Raw genomic sequence first — 17,703 nt, forward strand, 5'->3', positions numbered from 1 at the left:
ACGAACATGCCGGAAGTGAAGGATCGCGTAGGCGAGTCGCCGATCATCGGTGTCGTCTACGCGGTCCGTCGCTACGCAGCCTCCGAGTACCGGTATGTCGGGATCACAACGAAGACTGTCGGCATCCGCAGCAGGCAACATCTGAAGTCGGCGCGGGCGGGGCGGAAGACACCTTTCTGCGACTGGATCCGGGCGCACGATTCAGAGAGTGAAGAGGTCTACTTCGAACCCGTCGAGCTCGTGGCGGGTGACCGGCTTGTCGACCTGGGTCTCGCGGAGCAGCGGTGGATCGCGAAGCTGCGAGCGGAGGGCCACCGACTCCTGAACCTCTCAGATGGCGGCCTTGGGCCTCGAGGGTACGTATGGACAGAAGCACAGCGTGCAGCGGCGGGACAACGATCTCGGGGACGGACACGGCCCGATATCGGATCTGGTTCGGATCATCCGAGCTGGGGGACTCGACGCTCCGATGAGCAGCGAGCGAAATGGTCCGTTCAGCGCAAGGGCATGAATGCGGGGGAGCGGAATCCAAACTTCGGAAAGTTCGGCCCTGAGCATCCAAAGTTCGGACACCGGATGTCCGAAGAGTCGAAGGCAAGACTCTCGGAGATGCGGAAAGGTGAGTTGAACCCCAACTTCGGCAAGTCCGCGAGCGCCGAGACCCGAACCAGGATGTCGATCGCCCGCAAGGGTAAGAAGATGCCGTCCAGCCGCCGCAGCGCTCACACCAGATATCACTCCAACAAGGACGTGTTCAAAGACACGTGCGCATACTGCGTCGAAGACCGTCAGAATACTTAGGACGAAATGAGGAAAGACGAATGACCGGGCAGAAGCTTCAGCTTGTCAACGAGGTCCAGGCGATCAACTGGAACCGCATCCAGGACGATAAGGACCTCGAGGTCTGGAACCGTCTGGTGAACAACTTCTGGCTGCCCGAGAAGGTGCCGCTGTCGAACGACGTGCAGTCGTGGAACACACTGACACCGGAGGAGCAGCTCCTCACGATGCGCGTGTTCACCGGACTGACGCTGCTCGACACGATCCAGGGCACCGTCGGCGCCGTGTCGCTGATCCCCGACGCCATCACCCCGCACGAGGAGGCCGTGTACACCAACATCGCCTTCATGGAGTCGGTGCACGCGAAGAGCTACTCCTCGATCTTCTCGACCCTCGCGTCGACGAAGGAGATCGATGAGGCGTTCCGGTGGTCCACGGAGAACCCGAACCTTCAGAAGAAGGCTCAGATCATCATGGACTACTACCAGGGCGACGACCCGCTCAAGCGCAAGGTCGCGTCGACCCTGCTGGAGTCGTTCCTGTTCTACTCGGGCTTCTACCTGCCGATCTACTGGTCGTCCAAGGCCAAGCTCACGAACACGGCCGACCTGATCCGCCTCATCATCCGTGACGAGGCCGTGCACGGGTACTACATCGGCTACAAGTTCCAGAAGGGTCTCGAGAAGGAGACCGAGGAGCGTCGCCAGGAGCTGAAGGACTACACCTTCAACCTGCTGTTCGAGCTCTACGACAACGAGGTGCAGTACACGCAGGACCTCTACGACGGCGTCGGGCTGACCGAGGACGTCAAGAAGTTCCTGCACTACAACGCCAACAAGGCGCTGATGAACCTCGGCTACGAGGCGATGTTCCCCTCGACCGTGACGAACGTGAACCCGGCGATCCTGTCGGCTCTCTCGCCGAACGCCGACGAGAACCACGACTTCTTCTCGGGCTCCGGCTCCTCCTACGTCATCGGCAAGGCCGAGGCGACGGAAGACGACGACTGGGACTTCTGAGGTCCTGTGCGGCGTCACGCATTATGGCGCCGCCACACGTTGAAGTTGGCACGCGTCATAGGGCCTGGCACTGATTCGGTACTTGGCGCTAGAAACCATTGGGAGTGGGGTGGAAGGCTGAGGCCGAACAAGCCGCATCCCACACCCAATGAATCGCCCCGGCATGTCCGGAGAGTGCTTTTCTGGTGTCAGCCGGCTTTGGTGACGACCTGGTACTGCCCGGCAACGGGGTTCGCGAGACGCTCACCCGCATGGATACGCTCGACGAGTGGTTGGCCGATGATCTCGGCGAACCGCTTGTGCGCGCCGAATTCGGTGTTCTGGACGGTGGGCCGCTACCCGGACCGATCGCCGACCCGAGCGTGCTCAAGCTCGTCGGCACGACCACGATGGTGAACTTCGCGCATTTCGGGATGGGTATCGACGAGGTGGCGCTCGAGGGAAGCACGAGGCTGCGACGATGTGCAACCCAGGCGGCCGCAACCAGGACGGATCCGTCTACTCCTCGCAGCATTGCCAGGGCAGGCACTGCGCTCGGTCCGGTCTAGCCTTACGGTGCGTTACCGTGGGGGTGGAGGTGAGCGATGACGGGTGCACGGACCAGGGAATGGGGCGAGCTCGAGCGGGAGCTGCTGCAGCTGCTGCGGGAGCAGAGCGAACCGGTCAGCGCCCGTCAACTGCAGGAGCTGTTCTCGGGGCAGATACCGGCGTATACGACGCTGATGACCGCGCTGACCCGCCTGGAGCGCAAGGGGCGAGTGGTGCGCATCGAGCAGTCGCCGCGGAAAGTGCGCTTCGCCACGCCGCGGCAGGCCGGTCAGGATGCGGGAGCAACGATGATCTCCGCCCTCGACCAGGCGGAGGATCGGAAGGCAGCGCTACTGGCGTTCGCGGGCAACCTCGATGCGCAGGACATCGCGCTGTTGCGTTCCGCGTTCTCGGGCACGGGCCGCACACCGTGACAGCCCAGGGAATGCTCCTGTTCGCGGCCGGGTGCGCGGGCACTGCGATCCTGACAGCAGTGCTGAGCCCGGTGGCGCTGACCGTGGGCCGGTGGCAGCTGCTGCACCCGCGAGCCGCGCTGACCGCCTGGTTCACCGCATTCTTTCTCGGCGTCAGCCTCGCCTTCGCCGCGGTGGCCGGCAGCGTCGCGGCAGCGGTGACAACTTCAGAGGTCAGCTCGCCCGGCCAAGCAGTTCTGCTGACCGGCGGCGGATGGCTCGGTCTCGGGGTGTTGGGGGCGATGATCGCGTTCGTATCCACGTCGGCCGCCGCATCGACCGGAGTCGAACCGACAGGAGACGCCGGGGTCGCGTTGTCGCGTTCGCGGGAGGAGCGGAAGGGATTCACCCTGGTCCGGTTCCGCTCTGACCGGCTCATCGCCTGTGCCGTCCCAGGACAGCGCCCGGAGATCCTGGTCTCTTCCGGAATCGAGGACGCCCTCTCGGAGCCGCAGCTGCAGGCAGTGCTCGCGCACGAATACGCGCACCTCAGGCAACGGCACGGGTGGGCCCTCCGGATCGCGCAGATCAACGCACTGTCCCTGCCCCGTACCCGCCCCGGACGCGCGCTGCATCGTGCCACCGTGCTGCTGATCGAACTGGCGGCGGACGACACAGCCGCCCGGCAGGCCGGCGCCGCCCATCTTGCCAACGCACTGACCATCCTCGCGAACACCACCGGCGATGAGAGCATGCACCTGCGTGCCGTACGACTCACCTCCCGGCGCTGGCCGTCGGCTCGGCATCGACGATTGCCGCAGGCGATTCGGATCGCAGCCGCCTGACACCTCGATCGCGCCACGATGCATGACCTCCTCCCAGCATCGTCTTCTCGGACATCTTGTAGAGTTGAAAGGTGCGTGACGATAAGGGCATGGTGGGTATGGATGAGTCCGAATCCGTCGTGAATGGGATGACCTGCGCGCACTGCGCGCAGGCGCTGCGGGCAGAACTCGGCGGCGTGCCGGGAGTGATCGGGGTCGCCGATGCCGGCTATCCGGTGATGTCAGGGACAACCGACCGACTGTGACCGATCCGACCCCGACCCCGCCCGCACTCGCCGCGCCCTCCCCGTCTGACCGCCGGATCACCCGTCCCGTGTGGCGGCCGCTGATCCTGATCACCGCGCTCGTGGCGGCACTCGCCATAACACCGGCGGTGGTCACCACGATCATCGCCGGGGAAGCCCCCTATGACCGACTGCTCACCAGTTTCCCTGGCATGGACGTGGGGATCTCCACCGCGATCGGGCAGGGTATCGCCGACCTGACGTCGACCATCACCGTCGGCGCGGTGCTGTGGATCCTGTTCTTTCGGAACGTGCGCGGGCGGGACGCGGCGCGAATCCAGGAGACGGTCGAGCTGACCGTGCTGCAGGTCGCCTCGGCGGCATGGGCGACATCGGCCGGCGCGATGGTGCTGTTCGAGATGCTGGACAGCACTGGGATTCCGTTCTCGCGCCTGGGAGAGCCAGGTGCGATCTCGTTCCTGTACGACGCGAGCGCGTTCCCGAAAGCATGGACGGTGGCATTCGTCGCGGCGTCGGTGACTTTCGCGGCCAGCATGTTCGCTGACCGGTGGACGGGTTTGCTGATTCCTCTGTGGACATCGGTGTTCGGCGTGCTGGCGCCGGTGGTGGTGGGGCAGATCCTGGTCGGGCCGAACCATGACCTCGGCAGCGACGGGGGCATCTACCAGACACTGCTGGCCAGCGCGGCATTCGGGCTGCTGCTCGTCGGGAGCGTCCGTGTCCTCACGGGCAGGCTGATCGAACCCGCGATCCTGGCCCGGCTGGGAAAGACGCTGATCGTGATGCTGCCAGTGATCATGGCCAGCGATCTGCTGTTGGCCTGGTTCAAGCTCGCCGGCTCCGGGCTGCTGGACTCGGTCACCGGGTGGCAGATCCTCGTACGCGGACTGTGTCTGCTGATCGTGGTCACAGCGACCGCGACCGGGTGGGTGTGGGGCCGGCGGGGCCGGCTGACCGCACGGCGGATCACGGGGCTCCTGACCGTGGCGACGATCGCGATCGGCGGGTGGCTGGGCGTCACTGCGGCGATGACCCGGATCCCTCCGCCGCAGTATTTCGTTCCGACGAGCATCTCACAGGTGTTCCTCGGGTTCGATGTTCCCGATCCGCCCACCGCGTGGGTGCTCTTCACGCAGTGGCGGCCGAACATCCTGTTCCTCGCCGCTGCGATCGCCGCGATCACCGTGTATCTGTGGGCCGTGCGCAGCCTGCGCCGCCGGGGGGACGCATGGCCGGTGGGGCGGACGGTCGCGTGGATCGCCGGGTGGGCCGTGGTGGTGTTCGTGACCAGTTCGGGGTTCGGGAAGTACTCCGCCCCGGATTTCGGGGTGCACATGATCGTGCATATGAGCCTGAACATGGCCGCCCCGATCCTCCTCGTCCTCGGCGGAGTGATCACGCTGCTGCTGCGCGCGACCCGCTCCGATCCGACCCGGCCGGCCGGATTGCACGACTGGATCACGTGGACGCTGCACTGGCCGGTGCTGCGGATCCTGTTCAACCCGCTCGTCGTATTCATCTTGTTCGTGGGCTCCTATTACGGGCTGTACTTCACCGGCATCTTCGGGGAGTACATGCGCTTCCACTGGGCGCACCAGCTGATGAACGTGCACTTCCTGATCGCCGGATACCTGTTCTATGCGCTCGTCATCGGCGTCGACCGTCCCCCGCGACCGCTGCCGCACATCGGCAAGCTCGGTTTCGTGCTCGCCGCGATGCCGTTCCACGCGTTCTTCGGGGTGATCCTCATGACCGGCGACATCCTGATCGCGGAGAACTTCTACCGGTACTTCGGTCTGCCCTGGTCAGACCTGCGCGCCGCGCAGTATCTCGCCGGCGGGGTCGCGTGGGCCGGGGGCGAGATCCCGCTGCTGCTGGTGATCATCGCGCTGGGAATCCAATGGTCCAGACAGGATGCGAAAGACGCCCGCCGCAAGGACCGGCACCTGGACACCGGTCGCGACGACGAATTCGACCAGTACAACCGGATGCTGGAGCAGCTGGCCGCGCGAGGAGCCGCGCGACCCTCGCCAGGGAACGCCGAGGAGAACGACACATGACCACTACGCCGGCGCCTGTGATCGAGGCCGTGCAGCTGGACGTGTCCGGAATGACCTGCGCCGCCTGCGCAGGTCGGGTCGAACGCGCCCTGAACGGATTGGAGGGGGTGAGCGCGAGCGTCAACTACGCCACCGAACGCGCCTTGGTCGCCGGGCTGTCCCCGGATCGCATCGACGAGGCGGTCGCCCGGGTGGAGAAGGCCGGTTACGGAGCGCATCCGCACGATGAGGCGGACGACGCCTGGTCCCGTCGTGCCACCGAGGTCCGAATCAGCTCGCTGCGACGACGACTGCTGATCTCGGCGATCCTCACCGTCCCGCTGATGGACATCACCATCGTCCTCGCCCTGGTCCCGGGATGGCGTTTCCCCGGCTGGGAACTGGTGTGTCTCCTCTTGGCACTGCCGATCGTGGGGTGGGCGGCCTGGCCATTCCACAAGGCGACCCTGCGCAACCTGCGACACGGCACCGTGAGCATGGACACGCTCGTCTCCCTCGGTATCGCGGCATCGTTCGGGTGGGCGGTCGCCACCCTCCTGTTCGGTCTGGGACAGGACGGCGCCGGGTACTGGCTCGGGTTCGGCGTCACGCCCGAGGGGGCGAACTCCATCTACCTGGACGTCGCCGCCGGGATGACCACCTTCCAGCTCGCCGGCCGCTACTTCGAGACCCGCTCCCGCCGCAAGGCCGGCGACGTGCTCGGCGCGCTGAACCAGCTCGCCGCCACTCACGTCCGCATCCGCACCGGCGACACCGAGACCGTCCAGCCCGCCACGACGCTGCACGCAGGCGACGTCTTCGTCGTCCTGCCGGGGGAGACCGTTCCCGCCGACGGCGTGATCCTCGAAGGGGCCGCAGCCGTGGACACCAGCATGCTCACTGGCGAACCCGTTCCCGCAGACCTCGCACCCGGTGATGCGGTGGTCGGCGGCACGATCAGCACCAACGGGCGCCTGGAGGTGCGGGCGACCTCGGTAGGTGCGCACACCCAGCTCGCGCAGATGGCCGCGCTGGCCGAGCAGGCCCAGGCGCGCAAGGCTCGAGTGCAGACCCTCGTCGACAGAGTCACGAGCTACTTCGTACCCGCGGTGATCGTCCTGGCGATGCTCGTCGTGGCCGGATGGATGCTCGCGGGGACCTCCTTCGAGCACGCGTTCGGGATCGGCATCTCGGTGCTCATCATCGCCTGCCCGTGCGCGCTCGGACTGGCGACCCCGACCGCTCTCATGGTCGGTATCGGCCGGGGCGCGACCCTCGGCATCCTGGTCAAGGGACAGGACGCCCTCGAGGCCAGCGGCACGATCACCACCGTAGTCCTCGACAAGACCGGCACCCTCACCACCGGAGCGATGACCGCCCACCAGCTCACCCCCGCGGATGGCGTCGCCGAGCTGGAGCTCCTCGGCGCCGCGGCGGCGATCGAGCGCGGCTCGGAGCACATCATCGCCCGTGCGATCACAGCCGCGGCCGAGAGGCACGGCATCGAGCTCGATCCGGTCGAGGGGTTCACGGCGCATCCGGGCCGCGGCGCCTCCGGCCAGATCCGCGGTGAGGAGGTTCTCGTCGGCAACCGTGCATTCCTGCTCGAGCAGAGCATCGCCGTGCCGGCTGAGGCGGACGCGCTCGACGGCGGCGGCGTCGACCAGGCCGTTGAGACGTCCGTGCACGTCGCCCGTGCCGGCGTCCACCTCGGCCGGATCGGGCTGCGGGATGCCATCAAACCCGACGCCCGCACCGCTGTCCGCGCCCTGCATGCCCAAGGGATGAAGACGGTCCTCCTCACCGGCGACACCCCGGCCGCGGCCGCGAGCGTCGCCGCCCGCCTCGGCATCGACACCGTGCTCGCCGGGGTGATGCCCGCCCAGAAGGCCGATGCGATCCGCAGCCTGCAAGAGAAGGGGGAGCGAGTGGCGATGGTCGGCGACGGCATCAACGACGCCGTCGCCCTCGCCGCCGCCGACCTGGGACTCGCCGTGGTTTCCGGCTCCGACATCGCCCTCAAGTCCGCCGATGTCATCCTCGTCCGTGATGACCTCGCCGTCATCCCCGACGCCATCGGACTCTCCCGCCGCACACTGCGCACCATCAAGACCAACCTCGGCTGGGCCTTCGGATACAACATCGCCGCGATTCCCATCGCGGCCGCCGGACTGCTCAACCCCCTCATCGCAGCCGGCGCGATGGCGCTGTCCTCTGTCCTCGTCGTCTACAACAGTCTCCGCCTGCAGAACTTTCGCCGCAGCGGCGGCGACTGAGGCCGCCGCGCGCGGGAACAGGCGCAGCTATATCTACAACTTGTAGTACACTGGCGGAGTGATCGCTGCTCCATGGAATCTCATCCTGACCATCGCGTTCGTGTTCACCGGCCTGGTGTGCCTGATCGACCTGATGCCTCGACTCGCGCGTGCCCGTGGGCGGAAGGGACCGTTCGACGGCGAGATCCTCGTCGATGTCAATCACATCCTGATGTCCGCTGCGATGATCTGGATGTCATGGTCGATGGAATCCGAGCTGGCGCTGTGGATCCAGGTCGCCGTGTTCACAGCCCTCACCCTCGCCCTCCTGCCGCTCCTGGGGCGCACTCGCAATGCTCCCGCCCGCATCGGCTTGCTCGGGCATCTCATCTTGAACGCGGCGATGATCTGGATGCTCGCCGCGATGCCGCTGCTGATGGCCGGAATGAACATGGGCCACGACATGGACTCCGGGATGGACATGGGCGGACAGATGCCCATGGATGACACCACGGTCGGTCCGATGATGATGGGCACCCCCATGTGGGCCGATATCGTCAACGTGTTCTTCGTCGCCCTCAGCGCCGCGACCATGCTCTGGTGGCTCTACCGGCTGGCGTGCAGCCGCCACCACCGCCTGCACGCCACCTGCCACATCGTCATGGCCGCAGGCATGGGCGTCATGCTCATTCTGATGAACGGGTGACTGGCCAGGCTGTGCGGATGCATCGTCATGGTGCGGCGCGTCGCGCTGACCCCGCGTCGGCGAGGACTGCGCGTGCGGCACGCTCGCCCGACGCGAGAGCACCCTGGATCGAGGCGGTGTCGCGGTGATCGCCGGCGATGTAGAGGCGTTCCGCGTGGCGCGGCGATCGCGCCGGCTGCAGGGGCGCCGGCTGGGCCGGCAGCGCGTCGACGATGTCGTCCCTCCGCAGCAGGTCCCAGGCGCCGACATCGGCATCCCAGATCTCGCGCAGATGCCGACGCACCTGTTCCTCCGTCGCAAGGGTGCCGTCGTGGGGAAGCAGGCACGTCGCGGCGACGAGGTGGCGTCCGGCCGGAGCGTACGACGGAACGGTGTGCGTCATCACGACGGTGTTCACCACGGGACCGCGGCCGCGGCCGTCGACGGCGAGCAGCGCGGAGGCGGTCGGCGGCTCGTCGGCGGCGAACCACCACGTCTGCAGGCCGTTCGTCGCCGGTCGCGGCAGATCGGTGAGGTCGGCGACGGCATCCGGTCCGACCGCGACGACGGCGCGACGGGCGCGGACGGCATCGCCGCCGCGCGGGTCCACCCGAACGCCTTCGCCGACCACGGACACCCGCTCGGCCCGAGCGCGGAGACGGATGTCGGCGCCGGCTGTGCGCGCACGTGCGGCCAGCTGCTCGGGCACCGCGGCGATCCCCTCGGCGGGGAGGCCGGGGCGACCGAGGGCGAAGTACCGCAGGAGCAGCCGAGCGAACGCGTTCGACGTCGTGCCGCGGTCCTCGGCGATCACCCCGGCGAGGAACGGCGCGAGCACCGCGGTGCGCAGCGGGCCCCGGAGCCCCACCGCGTCCCATCCCTCGCGGAGGGACACGTCATCCTGGGCGAGGCGCGACAGCGGCTGTACCAGCGCCGGCGCCGCCCAGCGGGCAAGTGCGACGGCATCCGCAGTGCTCAGCAGGCCGCTGCGCAGCGTGGTGAGGATCGACAGCGGATGCCGCAACGGATGCCGCAGCTCGGCCATCCCGTGGTCGGTGCGCACCCGCACTCCGACGGGAAAGCTCCCGAGCGCCAGGGCGTCCAGGTCGACGCTGCGACGGAGTGCCGGGTACGCCGGGTTGAGCACCTGGAAGCCGCGATCCACCCGGAAGCCGTCAACCAGGTCAGTGCGCTGGCGTCCGCCGACCGCATCGCCCGCATCGATCACCACGACATCGAGCCCGGCGTCGGCGAGGAGCCCCGCGCAGCGCAGGCCCGCGAGTCCGGCGCCGATCACGACCACGTCATGCATGACGCCGGCCGCCCCTACGTCCGGTTCGCGGCGTAGTACGCGAGCAGCGCCCTCGTCGACGCGTCCTGCGCGGCGACGGCATCCGCATCTCCGCCGATGGCGGGCGCGATCTGCATCGCGAGCTGCTTGCCGAGCTCGACACCCCACTGGTCGAACGAGTTGATGCCCCAGATCGTGCCCTGCGTGAAGGTGATGTGCTCGTACAGCGCGATGAGCTGACCCAGTACCTGCGGGGTGAGGGCCGGCGCGAAGATCGAGGTCGTCGGCCGATTGCCCGCGAACGTGCGGGCGGCGATGAGGGCGCCGGTGGTGCCCTCCGCCTCGACCTCCTCCGCCGTCTTGCCGAACGCCAGCGCCTTCGTCTGGGCGAGGAAGTTCGCGAGGAACAGCTCGTGCACGTCCTGCTCGCCGTCCTCGAGCGGGTACGCCGGGTTGACGAACGCGATGAAGTCGGCGGGGATCAGTCGCGTGCCCTGGTGGATGAGCTGGTAGAACGCGTGCTGACCGTTCGTGCCGGGCTCGCCCCAGAACACCTCGCCCGTGTCCGTCGTGACCGGCGATCCGTCCCAGCGCACCGACTTGCCGTTCGACTCCATGGTGAGCTGCTGCAAGTACGCGGGGAAGCGGCTGAGCTGCTGCGCGTAGGGGAGCACCGCGTGCGACTGGGCCCCGAAGAAGTTGACGTACCAGACGTTGAGCAGCCCCATGAGCACCGGGACGTTGCGCTCGAGCGGGGTGGTGCGCACGTGCTCGTCGACCGCGTGGAATCCGGCGAGCAGGTCGCGGAACGCATCCGGTCCGAGCACGATGGCGAGCGAGAGGCCGATCGCGGAGTCGACCGAGTAGCGGCCGCCCACCCAGTCCCAGAACCCGAACGCGTTGACGGGATCGATGCCGAACGCCGCGACCTTGTCGAGGGCGGTCGACACCGCGACGAAGTGGTGCGCGACGGCGTCGGTGCGGGAGTCGTCGTCGCCAGAGATCGCCCCGGATGCCGTGAGACCCGCCCACAGCCAGTCCCGCGCGAGGCGCGCGTTGGTCAGCGTCTCGAGGGTCGTGAACGTCTTGGAGGCGACGATGAAGAGCGTCGTCTCGGGGTCGAGGTCGGCCGTCTTCTGCGCGAGGTCGGTCGGGTCGATGTTCGACACGAAGCGCGCCTGGATGCCGGCATCCGCGTAGGGCTTCAGCGCCTCGTAGACCATGACGGGGCCGAGGTCGGACCCGCCGATGCCGATGTTCACGACATGGGTGACCTTCTTGCCGGTGACTCCGAGCCACTCGCCCCCGCGCACGCGGTCTGCGAAGGCCGAGAGCGAGGCGAGCACGGACTGGACGTCGACGTCGACGTCCTGCCCGTCGACCGTGAGGGCGGGCTCCGCGCCCTGCGGGCGCCGCAGCGCCGTGTGCAGGACCGCCCTGTCCTCGGAGGTGTTGAGGTGCTCGCCGGCGAGCATGGCGGCGTAACGCTCGGCGACGCCCGTCTGCTCCGCCAGACGGAGGAGCGCGGCGATGACGTCATCCGTCACGAGGTTCTTCGACAGGTCGACGTGGAGGTCCGCCAGCGGGAAGGACAGGCGGTCGACGCGCTGCGGATCGGCGGCGAACCAGGACCGCAGATCGGGGGCGAGCCCCTCGTGCAGCTGCGTGAGCTCGGACCAGGCGGATGTGCGTGTCGGATCGACGGGAGCGGTCATGGCTCCACGGTACCGCTGGATGCGCGGGGGAGATGCCCCGGCGGGGTACTGTTTCCTCATGGGACGACTGCGGTACGACGGCACCTCCGAGCCGATCCTCATCGACGATGAGACGCTCGCGCACCTCAAGGTGATCATCGGCACGAAGCTGCGCCGCCAGGAGAGCTTCATGCTGACCTGGCGCCCTCGCGAGGGCGGCGATCCGGGACGCGTCACGGTGTGGGTCCATCCCGCGATCCCGCTGCAGTTCCTCTTCCAGTCGGGCGACCACCAGCCCATCGAGAAGCGCCGTGTCGAGGACATGATGCGCACCCTCAACGCCTCCGGCGAGCTGGTGATCGACGACTACGTGCAGACGAGCGTCGTCGACGGCGGCGTGCCCGCCTGACCTCTACTCCGCGGGGTACGCCTCGGCCTTGAGGATCCGCGCGAGGTGGGCGGCGTTGCGCGCAGCGGTCGCCGTCGCCGCCGCCGTCTTCTCGGGCGTCTCGGGGAGATCCTTGTAGTCGACGCCCTGCATCGCCTCGCCGTTCCAGTAGACCGACGTCTGCGCGGGCACGGTGTACCCGACATCGTTCAGCGCCTGGAAGAGGATCGCCGAGATGTGGTGCGCGCCGTCCTCGTTGCCGACGACGCCGGCGATCGCGACCTTGTCGAACAGGATCGGTCGACCGTCGTCGTCCGTCTCGCCGAGCTCGGCATCGAGCCGCTCGAGCACGCGCTGGGCGACACTCGAGTGCTGACCCATCCACGTGGGCGTCACGAAGACCAGGATGTCCGCGGCGAGGACCTTCGTGCGCAGCGTCGGCCACTCGTCCCCCTCGCCCATGTCGGCCTCGACGCCGGGGCTGATCGCCAGGTCCACCGCGCGCACGGTCTCGCCGGTCACGCCATGGGTCGCGAGGGCGGCCAGGATCTGCGAGGCGAGCAGGTCGGTGCTCGACTCCGCGGGGGAGGGCTTGAGGGTGCAGGAGATCGCCAGGGCAGTCAGTCGTTCGCTCATGCGTCGACCCCATCACGCCGCGGGACGCGGCAACAGGGGCTGTTGCGCGGAGCCCGCCTGCGCTAGAGATATCCTGGTAAGACCCCGCCGTTCAGTCAGGAGACCCCGTGATCCTCAGCTTCATCTTCTTCTTGGTCCTCTTCCTCGGAGGGTTCTGGCTGCTGGGTCTTGCGCAGTCGATCCCGGACTTCCAGGGGCTCGTCTTCGTCGCCGGCATCCTCGCCGTCAGCCTCGCGCTCGCCTTCGCCATGCGTCAGCGCGGCTCGGCGACGCGTCGTGACGACAACTGGTCGGGCAACGCCACCGAGTGATGCTCTAGGCGCGTCGCGCGAGCCTGGCCTCGAGCGTCGCGCGCACCGCGGGCCACTCCGGCTCGATGATCGAGTACTCGACGCTGTCGCGAAGCGCCCCGTTGCGGTACCGGCTGATCGCACGCATCACGCCGTCCTGCTTCGCCCCCAGCCGCTCGATCGCCGCACGGGACTGGAAGTTCACCCACTGCGTCGTCAGACCCACTCGGTACACCCCGAGCTCCTCGAAGGCGTGTCGGAGCAGCAGGAGCTTCGACTCGGCGTTGGTGCCGGTTCCGTGGGCCGACGGCCGGTTCCAGGTATAGCCGATGTGGAGTCGAGGGACGTCGTCGACGATGTCGTAGTACGAGGTCAGTCCGAGGGTGCGTCCCTCGGCGTCGAACGCGGTGAACGGGATCATCCCGCCCGTGGCCACGAGGCCGATCCGGCGGTCGATCTCGGCCTCGAGGCCCTCCGGCGACGGCACCGACGTGTACCACGCGTTCTTCCACAGGTCGCCCTCGCGCAGCGCGTCGAGCAGGCCGTCGTGGTGCGATCTCTCGAGAGGGCGCAGCTCGACGAGCCGGCCGGTCAGGGTGAGGGGCGCCGGGGTGATGCGGAACGTCATGCTGACATTCAATCAGCGCCGAGCGGGTGGGCGCGGACGAGCATCCGCTGGTAGGCACTCACGATCTCGACCGTGACGCCGAGCTCGAAGGCGAGGCTCGCGAGGTGCGGGCCCCGCACTCGCTCCGCCTGGGCGTACGCGCCGGGCGTGATCAGCTGGCGCGCCGCCCACTCGTCGGCGCGGTGCTCCTGTCGCGCGCGCAGCACGGGGTCGGCGGTCGGCGCGTGGCCGAGCACGGCATGCGCGAGCTCGTGCGCGAGCACGCTGCACGCCGTCCGTGCGCTCATGCCCGGTGCCAGCCGGATGGTCGACGTCGTCGGCTCGAACCCGCCGCACGAGGGCCCGGGGCGCTCGATCACACGCAGGCCGTGCTCCTCGACCAGGCGGAGGAGACGATCCATGCGTCCTCCCGGTGGTGGTGCGTGGCGATCGCCCGCAGCGTGTCAGTCGTAGAGGTCGTCGGTGTCGTCACCGTGCGCGACGTCGGAGTCGAAGGCGACCTCTGGGCGATTATCGCGGGTGCCGGGGACATCGGAGCGCGGGCGCAGAGGAGTGATCGTGGCGGAGCGCCGACCCGCCTCCGCGCGGAGCCGCTCCTCCGCCCGGCTGAGCACCATGTACGGCTCGACGTCGACGGCCGCGCTCACGGCGTACACGACGGGGACCGGGATGGCGCGCTTGCCGGTCACGTAGTTGTCCAGGGCGCTGCGGGCGATGCCGATCTCGCGCGCCATGGCGGCGATGCTGCTGCCCGCGGCCCCGATCTCCGCGCGGAGCTGGCGACCCACGGCGGCGTTGTAGTGCTCGGCCGGTGTCTTCACGTGAGTCACGATAGCACCGGCGCGACGCCAGGATGCCGTCATATTGCGCTCTGATCAGCTTGAATGCGTCCGTGTGCGGCGTTACTGTCTATGGGTGACGACACATACGCGACGAATGGTGGCATCCGCGGTCGCCGCCGCTCTGACCCGAGCCGGGCGGACGCCCGAGTGGCTGGCCGCGCAGACGTCCCTCTCGCTCGACTCCCTGCGACGCAGACTCGACGCAGACCACGACTTCACGATCACGGACCTGGCCGAGATCGCGGCCGCGCTCGACGTTCCCGTCTCCGCCTTGCTGCCGAGCGGGCGCTAGCGTAGGAGCCATGAAGACCGTTCCCTTCGGCACCTCGTCCGCCCCCGCCGTCATCGCCGGCATGATGCGCATCGACGACAAGGACGACGCGCAGATCCGCGAGCTCTACGACGCCGCTCGAGGAGCCGGCATCGACTTCTTCGACCACGCCGACATCTACGGCGGGAGCATGCACCTCTGCGAGTCGCGCTTCGCCGAGGCGCTGCAGCTCGGCGCTGCGGAGCGCGACGAGATCGTGCTGCAGACGAAGTGCGGCATCAATCCCGCCGAGGGGTCCTTCGACTTCTCGTACGACCACATCATGCGCCAGGTCGAGGGGTCGCTGACGGCGCTGCGCACGGACCGCATCGACGTGCTGCTGCTGCACCGCCCCGATGCGCTCGTCGAGCCCGAGGAGGTCGCGCGCGCATTCGACGAGCTCGAGGCGGCGGGCAAGGTGCGCGCCTTCGGCGTCTCCAATCACACGCCGCGCCAGATCGATCTGCTGCGCACCGCGGTCGACCAGCCGCTCGTGGCGAACCAGCTGCAGCTGTCGATCACGCACGCGCCGATCATCGCGCAGCCGATCGCGATGAACATGGCCGACGAGCCGCAGAGCGTCGTGCGCGACGGCGGCGGCATCGTCGAGTACTGCCGCATCAACGGCATCACGGTGCAGGCGTGGTCGCCGTTCCAGGGCGGGTTCTTCACGGGCGTCTTCCTCGGCAACCCGGAGTACGCCGAGCTCAACGCGGTGATCGACCGTCTTGCGGCCTCCCACGGCGTCTCGCCGATCGCGATCGCGACGGCGTGGATCACGCGGCATCCCGCGAAGATGCAGGTCGTGCTCGGCACCACCACGCCGCAGCGTGTCCAGGATGCCGCGGCGGGCGCCGAGATCGAGCTGACGCGCGCCGAGTGGTACGAGCTGTTCCGCGCGGCGGGGCATCTGCTTCCCTGACCGCCGCGAACCGCCGAGCCGCGGCGGCTCGCCGTCGTCTACCCTGAACACATGCCGTTCCTGTTCTCGCTCCTCATCATCGCGCTGATGGTCGGCGCGATGATCGACATCATCCGGCGCGAGGACTCCCAGGTGCGGTTCCTGCCGAAGCTCGCGTGGCTCGTCATCGTGGTGCTGCTGCCCCTGATCGGCAGTCTGCTGTGGTTCGCGATCGGCCGCGAGTACTCGGAGGCGGGACTCCGGATCCCGCGGATGCGTCCTGCCGGACGGCCGTCGCCGCAGCCCGGGCCGCCGCCCGCTCCGGCGCCTCCCATCGACACGCGGACGACCGAGCAGCAGATCGCCGACCTCGACCGCGAGATCGAGGAGTGGCGGCTGCGGGCCGAGATCGAGAAGCGCAGGAACGAGGGTGAGGAGCCCGCAGCGGGCTAGGCGCTCTGCTCGCGGTCGAACGACTCGCGGACGGCACCCTCCAGCTCGGGGTGCGCGAAGGCGAAGCCGGCGGCGGTGAGCGTCTCGGGGAGGACCCATCGGCTCTTCAGCACCAGCTCCGTCTCGGTGCGGATGCCGATCGCGCCGAGCTCCAGCATCCACCGCGGCATCGGAAACGCGATGCGCACGCCGAGCACTCGCCGCACGGTCGCCATGAAGGCGGCGTCGTCGACGGGATGGGGAGAGGCCGCGTTGATCGAGCCGTCGAGCTCGGGGTGCTGCTCGAGGAAGTCGATGATGCGGGCCACGTCCTCGATGTGCACCCAGCTGAATCGCTGACGGCCGCGAGCGGCGCCGAACACGTGCCCGGTGCCTGCTGCGCGACGTGCCCTGCTCACCGGCCAGCGACCGTCGTGGTGGGCGCCGCCGAGCCCGAGCCTCGCGAGAGTGCGCAAGGGCCTCAGCACCCCGCCGTGGCCCAGCACGATCGCGCTGCGCAGAGCCACACGGCGGGTCGACGGCAGATCGTCGGCGAACAGCGCGCGCTCCCAGGCCTTCGCGACCTCGACCGAGAAGCCGGAGCCGATCTCCCCGCCCCCGGCGAGTCCGATCACGAGGGAGGCGCCGTCGACAGCCGCGTCGACGGCGTCCTGATCGCCCCAGGCGATGTCGGCTCCGGTGCGGGAGATCGTGACGACCTCACGGCCCGCCGCCCGGAATCGCGGCACGAGGTATCGGCCCATGAAGCCGGTCGAGCCGCCGATCACGACCCGGCCGCCGGGTGCGTCGATGTGGTCGGTCACGCGGTCTCGCTCTCGATCGTGTACTCGAAGAAGCCGATGTACTCGTAGACGCGGCCGAGGAGCGGCGCGTCGATGGTCATGGCGACGTGGTGGCGTGCGCGCTCGTCGTCCCATCGCTCGACGAGTCCGATGCGCGGGCGGAGGAACGCCGGCGCCGCCAGCCGCAGAGGCCCGAGGCGCAGGCCCACCCTGCGGATGGTCAGCACCACCGCGCCGTCGCGCACGTCGATGTCGAACGTCGTGACGACGGTGCGCCGCGGGCCGATCTCGTTGCGGAGGACGCCGTTCGGGCCGAGCGCGACCGTGTCGGGCATGACCCAGGTGCGCCCGGGCAGCTCGAAGTGACGGACGGCGTCGGCGCGGCCGTCGACCGTGCGGTTCTCGATGCGGAACGGGACGTCGCGCTCCCATCCGGCGAACGCGACGCCGAGAGCCTCGGCGATGCGGAACGCGGGCCGGAGCCATCGGTGCCGCGATCCCGCCGTCGTGAAGGTCCCGCGCCCCACGCCCACGTGTCCCGGCGGGATGGTGCGGAAGTACCACGCGGTCTTCGGATGCAGCTCCGCGATGCGCGTCCCGAGCGCACGCTCGTACGGCGAGGCGGAGGCGGAGTCGGCGTCGGTCACCGCTCCAGCCTACGGATAGTCGACCGACTGAA

General features: G+C 68.6%; 22 protein-coding genes. 14 read left to right on the top strand and 8 right to left on the bottom strand.

The annotated features are described in order from the left end of the window. Nucleotides 1–6: 6 nt before the first annotated feature. The 9 genes from A4X16_RS17455 to A4X16_RS07240 all read left to right on the top strand — a co-directional run bounded on the left by A4X16_RS17455 (nucleotide 7) and on the right by A4X16_RS07240 (nucleotide 8,830). Nucleotides 7–801 carry an NUMOD3 domain-containing DNA-binding protein gene (locus tag A4X16_RS17455; RefSeq protein ID WP_082914345.1) on the top strand — a complete coding sequence of 265 codons (795 nt, stop codon included), beginning with the start codon at nucleotides 7–9 and terminating at the stop codon, nucleotides 799–801. 20 nt (nucleotides 802–821) lie between these two features. Next, the gene (gene nrdF, locus A4X16_RS07210) at nucleotides 822–1,799 is read left to right on the top strand and encodes a class 1b ribonucleoside-diphosphate reductase subunit beta (RefSeq protein ID WP_067118565.1); all 978 of its coding nucleotides are present in this window, start codon (nucleotides 822–824) and stop codon (nucleotides 1,797–1,799) included. Nucleotides 1,800–2,050: 251 nt separating this feature from the next. Beyond that, nucleotides 2,051–2,347: a hypothetical protein gene (locus tag A4X16_RS07215; RefSeq protein ID WP_157560014.1), complete on the top strand. Its 297-nt coding sequence runs from the start codon at nucleotides 2,051–2,053 to the stop codon at nucleotides 2,345–2,347. A 36-nt stretch (nucleotides 2,348–2,383) separates the two neighbouring features. Continuing rightward, entirely contained in the window at nucleotides 2,384–2,761 is a 378-nt protein-coding gene (locus A4X16_RS07220) for a BlaI/MecI/CopY family transcriptional regulator (protein WP_067118571.1), read from the top strand. 11 nt (nucleotides 2,762–2,772) lie between these two features. Then, the gene (locus A4X16_RS07225; RefSeq protein ID WP_067118574.1) at nucleotides 2,773–3,585 is read left to right on the top strand and encodes a M56 family metallopeptidase; all 813 of its coding nucleotides are present in this window, start codon (nucleotides 2,773–2,775) and stop codon (nucleotides 3,583–3,585) included. A 71-nt stretch (nucleotides 3,586–3,656) separates the two neighbouring features. Next, the gene (locus tag A4X16_RS17765) at nucleotides 3,657–3,830 is read left to right on the top strand and encodes a hypothetical protein (protein ID WP_157560016.1); all 174 of its coding nucleotides are present in this window, start codon (nucleotides 3,657–3,659) and stop codon (nucleotides 3,828–3,830) included. Then, nucleotides 3,827–5,890, top strand: coding sequence for a cytochrome c oxidase assembly protein (locus A4X16_RS07230; protein ID WP_082914346.1), 2,064 nt, complete (start codon nucleotides 3,827–3,829; stop codon nucleotides 5,888–5,890). Before A4X16_RS17765 ends, A4X16_RS07230 begins: the two co-directional genes overlap by 4 nt. Then, complete coding sequence (locus A4X16_RS07235; protein WP_067118577.1) at nucleotides 5,887–8,145, top strand: heavy metal translocating P-type ATPase; 2,259 nt, start codon at nucleotides 5,887–5,889, stop codon at nucleotides 8,143–8,145. The genes A4X16_RS07230 and A4X16_RS07235 overlap by 4 nt, the downstream gene beginning before the upstream one ends. A 58-nt stretch (nucleotides 8,146–8,203) precedes the next feature. Next, on the top strand, nucleotides 8,204–8,830 hold the full coding sequence (locus tag A4X16_RS07240; protein ID WP_067118580.1) for a DUF5134 domain-containing protein: 627 nt from the start codon (nucleotides 8,204–8,206) through the stop codon (nucleotides 8,828–8,830). A 25-nt stretch (nucleotides 8,831–8,855) separates the two neighbouring features. Here the strand turns inward: A4X16_RS07240 and A4X16_RS07245 are convergent, their stop codons facing one another. Both A4X16_RS07245 and pgi read right to left on the bottom strand, forming a co-directional pair. Next, nucleotides 8,856–10,121, bottom strand: coding sequence for an FAD-dependent oxidoreductase (locus A4X16_RS07245; protein WP_067118583.1), 1,266 nt, complete (start codon nucleotides 10,119–10,121; stop codon nucleotides 8,856–8,858). 14 nt (nucleotides 10,122–10,135) lie between these two features. Further along, a complete protein-coding gene (gene pgi / locus A4X16_RS07250; protein WP_067118588.1) occupies nucleotides 10,136–11,815 on the bottom strand; it encodes a glucose-6-phosphate isomerase in 1,680 nt (559 codons plus the stop codon). Nucleotides 11,816–11,873: 58 nt separating this feature from the next. On the opposite strand from pgi, the gene A4X16_RS07255 reads away from it, so the two are divergent. Next, nucleotides 11,874–12,203 (top strand): DUF7882 family protein, encoded by a 330-nt coding sequence (locus A4X16_RS07255; protein WP_067118591.1) that lies wholly within the window; start codon nucleotides 11,874–11,876, stop codon nucleotides 12,201–12,203. Nucleotides 12,204–12,206: 3 nt separating this feature from the next. Here A4X16_RS07255 and A4X16_RS07260 read toward each other — a convergent pair whose 3' ends face one another. Then, entirely contained in the window at nucleotides 12,207–12,818 is a 612-nt protein-coding gene (locus tag A4X16_RS07260; protein ID WP_067118594.1) for a flavodoxin family protein, read from the bottom strand. A gap of 107 nt (nucleotides 12,819–12,925) precedes the next feature. On the opposite strand from A4X16_RS07260, the gene A4X16_RS07265 reads away from it, so the two are divergent. Next, entirely contained in the window at nucleotides 12,926–13,129 is a 204-nt protein-coding gene (locus A4X16_RS07265; RefSeq protein ID WP_067118597.1) for a hypothetical protein, read from the top strand. Nucleotides 13,130–13,133: 4 nt separating this feature from the next. Here the strand turns inward: A4X16_RS07265 and A4X16_RS07270 are convergent, their stop codons facing one another. From A4X16_RS07270 to A4X16_RS07280, 3 genes are read right to left on the bottom strand one after another with little or no spacing between them, the layout of a single operon-like run. Beyond that, a complete protein-coding gene (locus A4X16_RS07270; RefSeq protein ID WP_067118600.1) occupies nucleotides 13,134–13,736 on the bottom strand; it encodes a GNAT family N-acetyltransferase in 603 nt (200 codons plus the stop codon). 8 nt (nucleotides 13,737–13,744) lie between these two features. Beyond that, nucleotides 13,745–14,137: an ImmA/IrrE family metallo-endopeptidase gene (locus A4X16_RS07275; protein ID WP_067118603.1), complete on the bottom strand. Its 393-nt coding sequence runs from the start codon at nucleotides 14,135–14,137 to the stop codon at nucleotides 13,745–13,747. Nucleotides 14,138–14,179: 42 nt separating this feature from the next. Then, nucleotides 14,180–14,557 (bottom strand): helix-turn-helix domain-containing protein, encoded by a 378-nt coding sequence (locus A4X16_RS07280; RefSeq protein WP_231880297.1) that lies wholly within the window; start codon nucleotides 14,555–14,557, stop codon nucleotides 14,180–14,182. 94 nt (nucleotides 14,558–14,651) lie between these two features. Here A4X16_RS07280 and A4X16_RS07285 point away from each other — a divergent pair, with 94 nt between their 5' ends. The 3 genes from A4X16_RS07285 to A4X16_RS07295 are packed head-to-tail and all read left to right on the top strand — an operon-like array spanning nucleotide 14,652 to nucleotide 16,242. Continuing rightward, a complete protein-coding gene (locus A4X16_RS07285; protein ID WP_157560018.1) occupies nucleotides 14,652–14,870 on the top strand; it encodes an XRE family transcriptional regulator in 219 nt (72 codons plus the stop codon). A gap of 10 nt (nucleotides 14,871–14,880) precedes the next feature. Further along, a complete protein-coding gene (locus A4X16_RS07290; protein ID WP_067118610.1) occupies nucleotides 14,881–15,810 on the top strand; it encodes an aldo/keto reductase in 930 nt (309 codons plus the stop codon). Between the two features lie 51 nt (nucleotides 15,811–15,861). Beyond that, nucleotides 15,862–16,242 (top strand): PLD nuclease N-terminal domain-containing protein, encoded by a 381-nt coding sequence (locus tag A4X16_RS07295; RefSeq protein ID WP_067118613.1) that lies wholly within the window; start codon nucleotides 15,862–15,864, stop codon nucleotides 16,240–16,242. Here A4X16_RS07295 and A4X16_RS07300 read toward each other — a convergent pair. Together A4X16_RS07300 and A4X16_RS07305 are read right to left on the bottom strand one after the other, a co-directional pair. Beyond that, entirely contained in the window at nucleotides 16,239–16,985 is a 747-nt protein-coding gene (locus A4X16_RS07300; protein WP_067118709.1) for a DUF1731 domain-containing protein, read from the bottom strand. The two genes, A4X16_RS07295 and A4X16_RS07300, sit on opposite strands and share 4 nt — an antisense overlap. 56 nt (nucleotides 16,986–17,041) lie before the next feature. Then, complete coding sequence (locus tag A4X16_RS07305; protein ID WP_067118616.1) at nucleotides 17,042–17,671, bottom strand: DUF4166 domain-containing protein; 630 nt, start codon at nucleotides 17,669–17,671, stop codon at nucleotides 17,042–17,044. Nucleotides 17,672–17,703: the final 32 nt, after the last annotated feature.

The sequence above is a fragment of the Microbacterium sp. H83 genome (genome assembly GCF_001650405.1).
GTDB lineage: Bacteria > Actinomycetota > Actinomycetes > Actinomycetales > Microbacteriaceae > Microbacterium.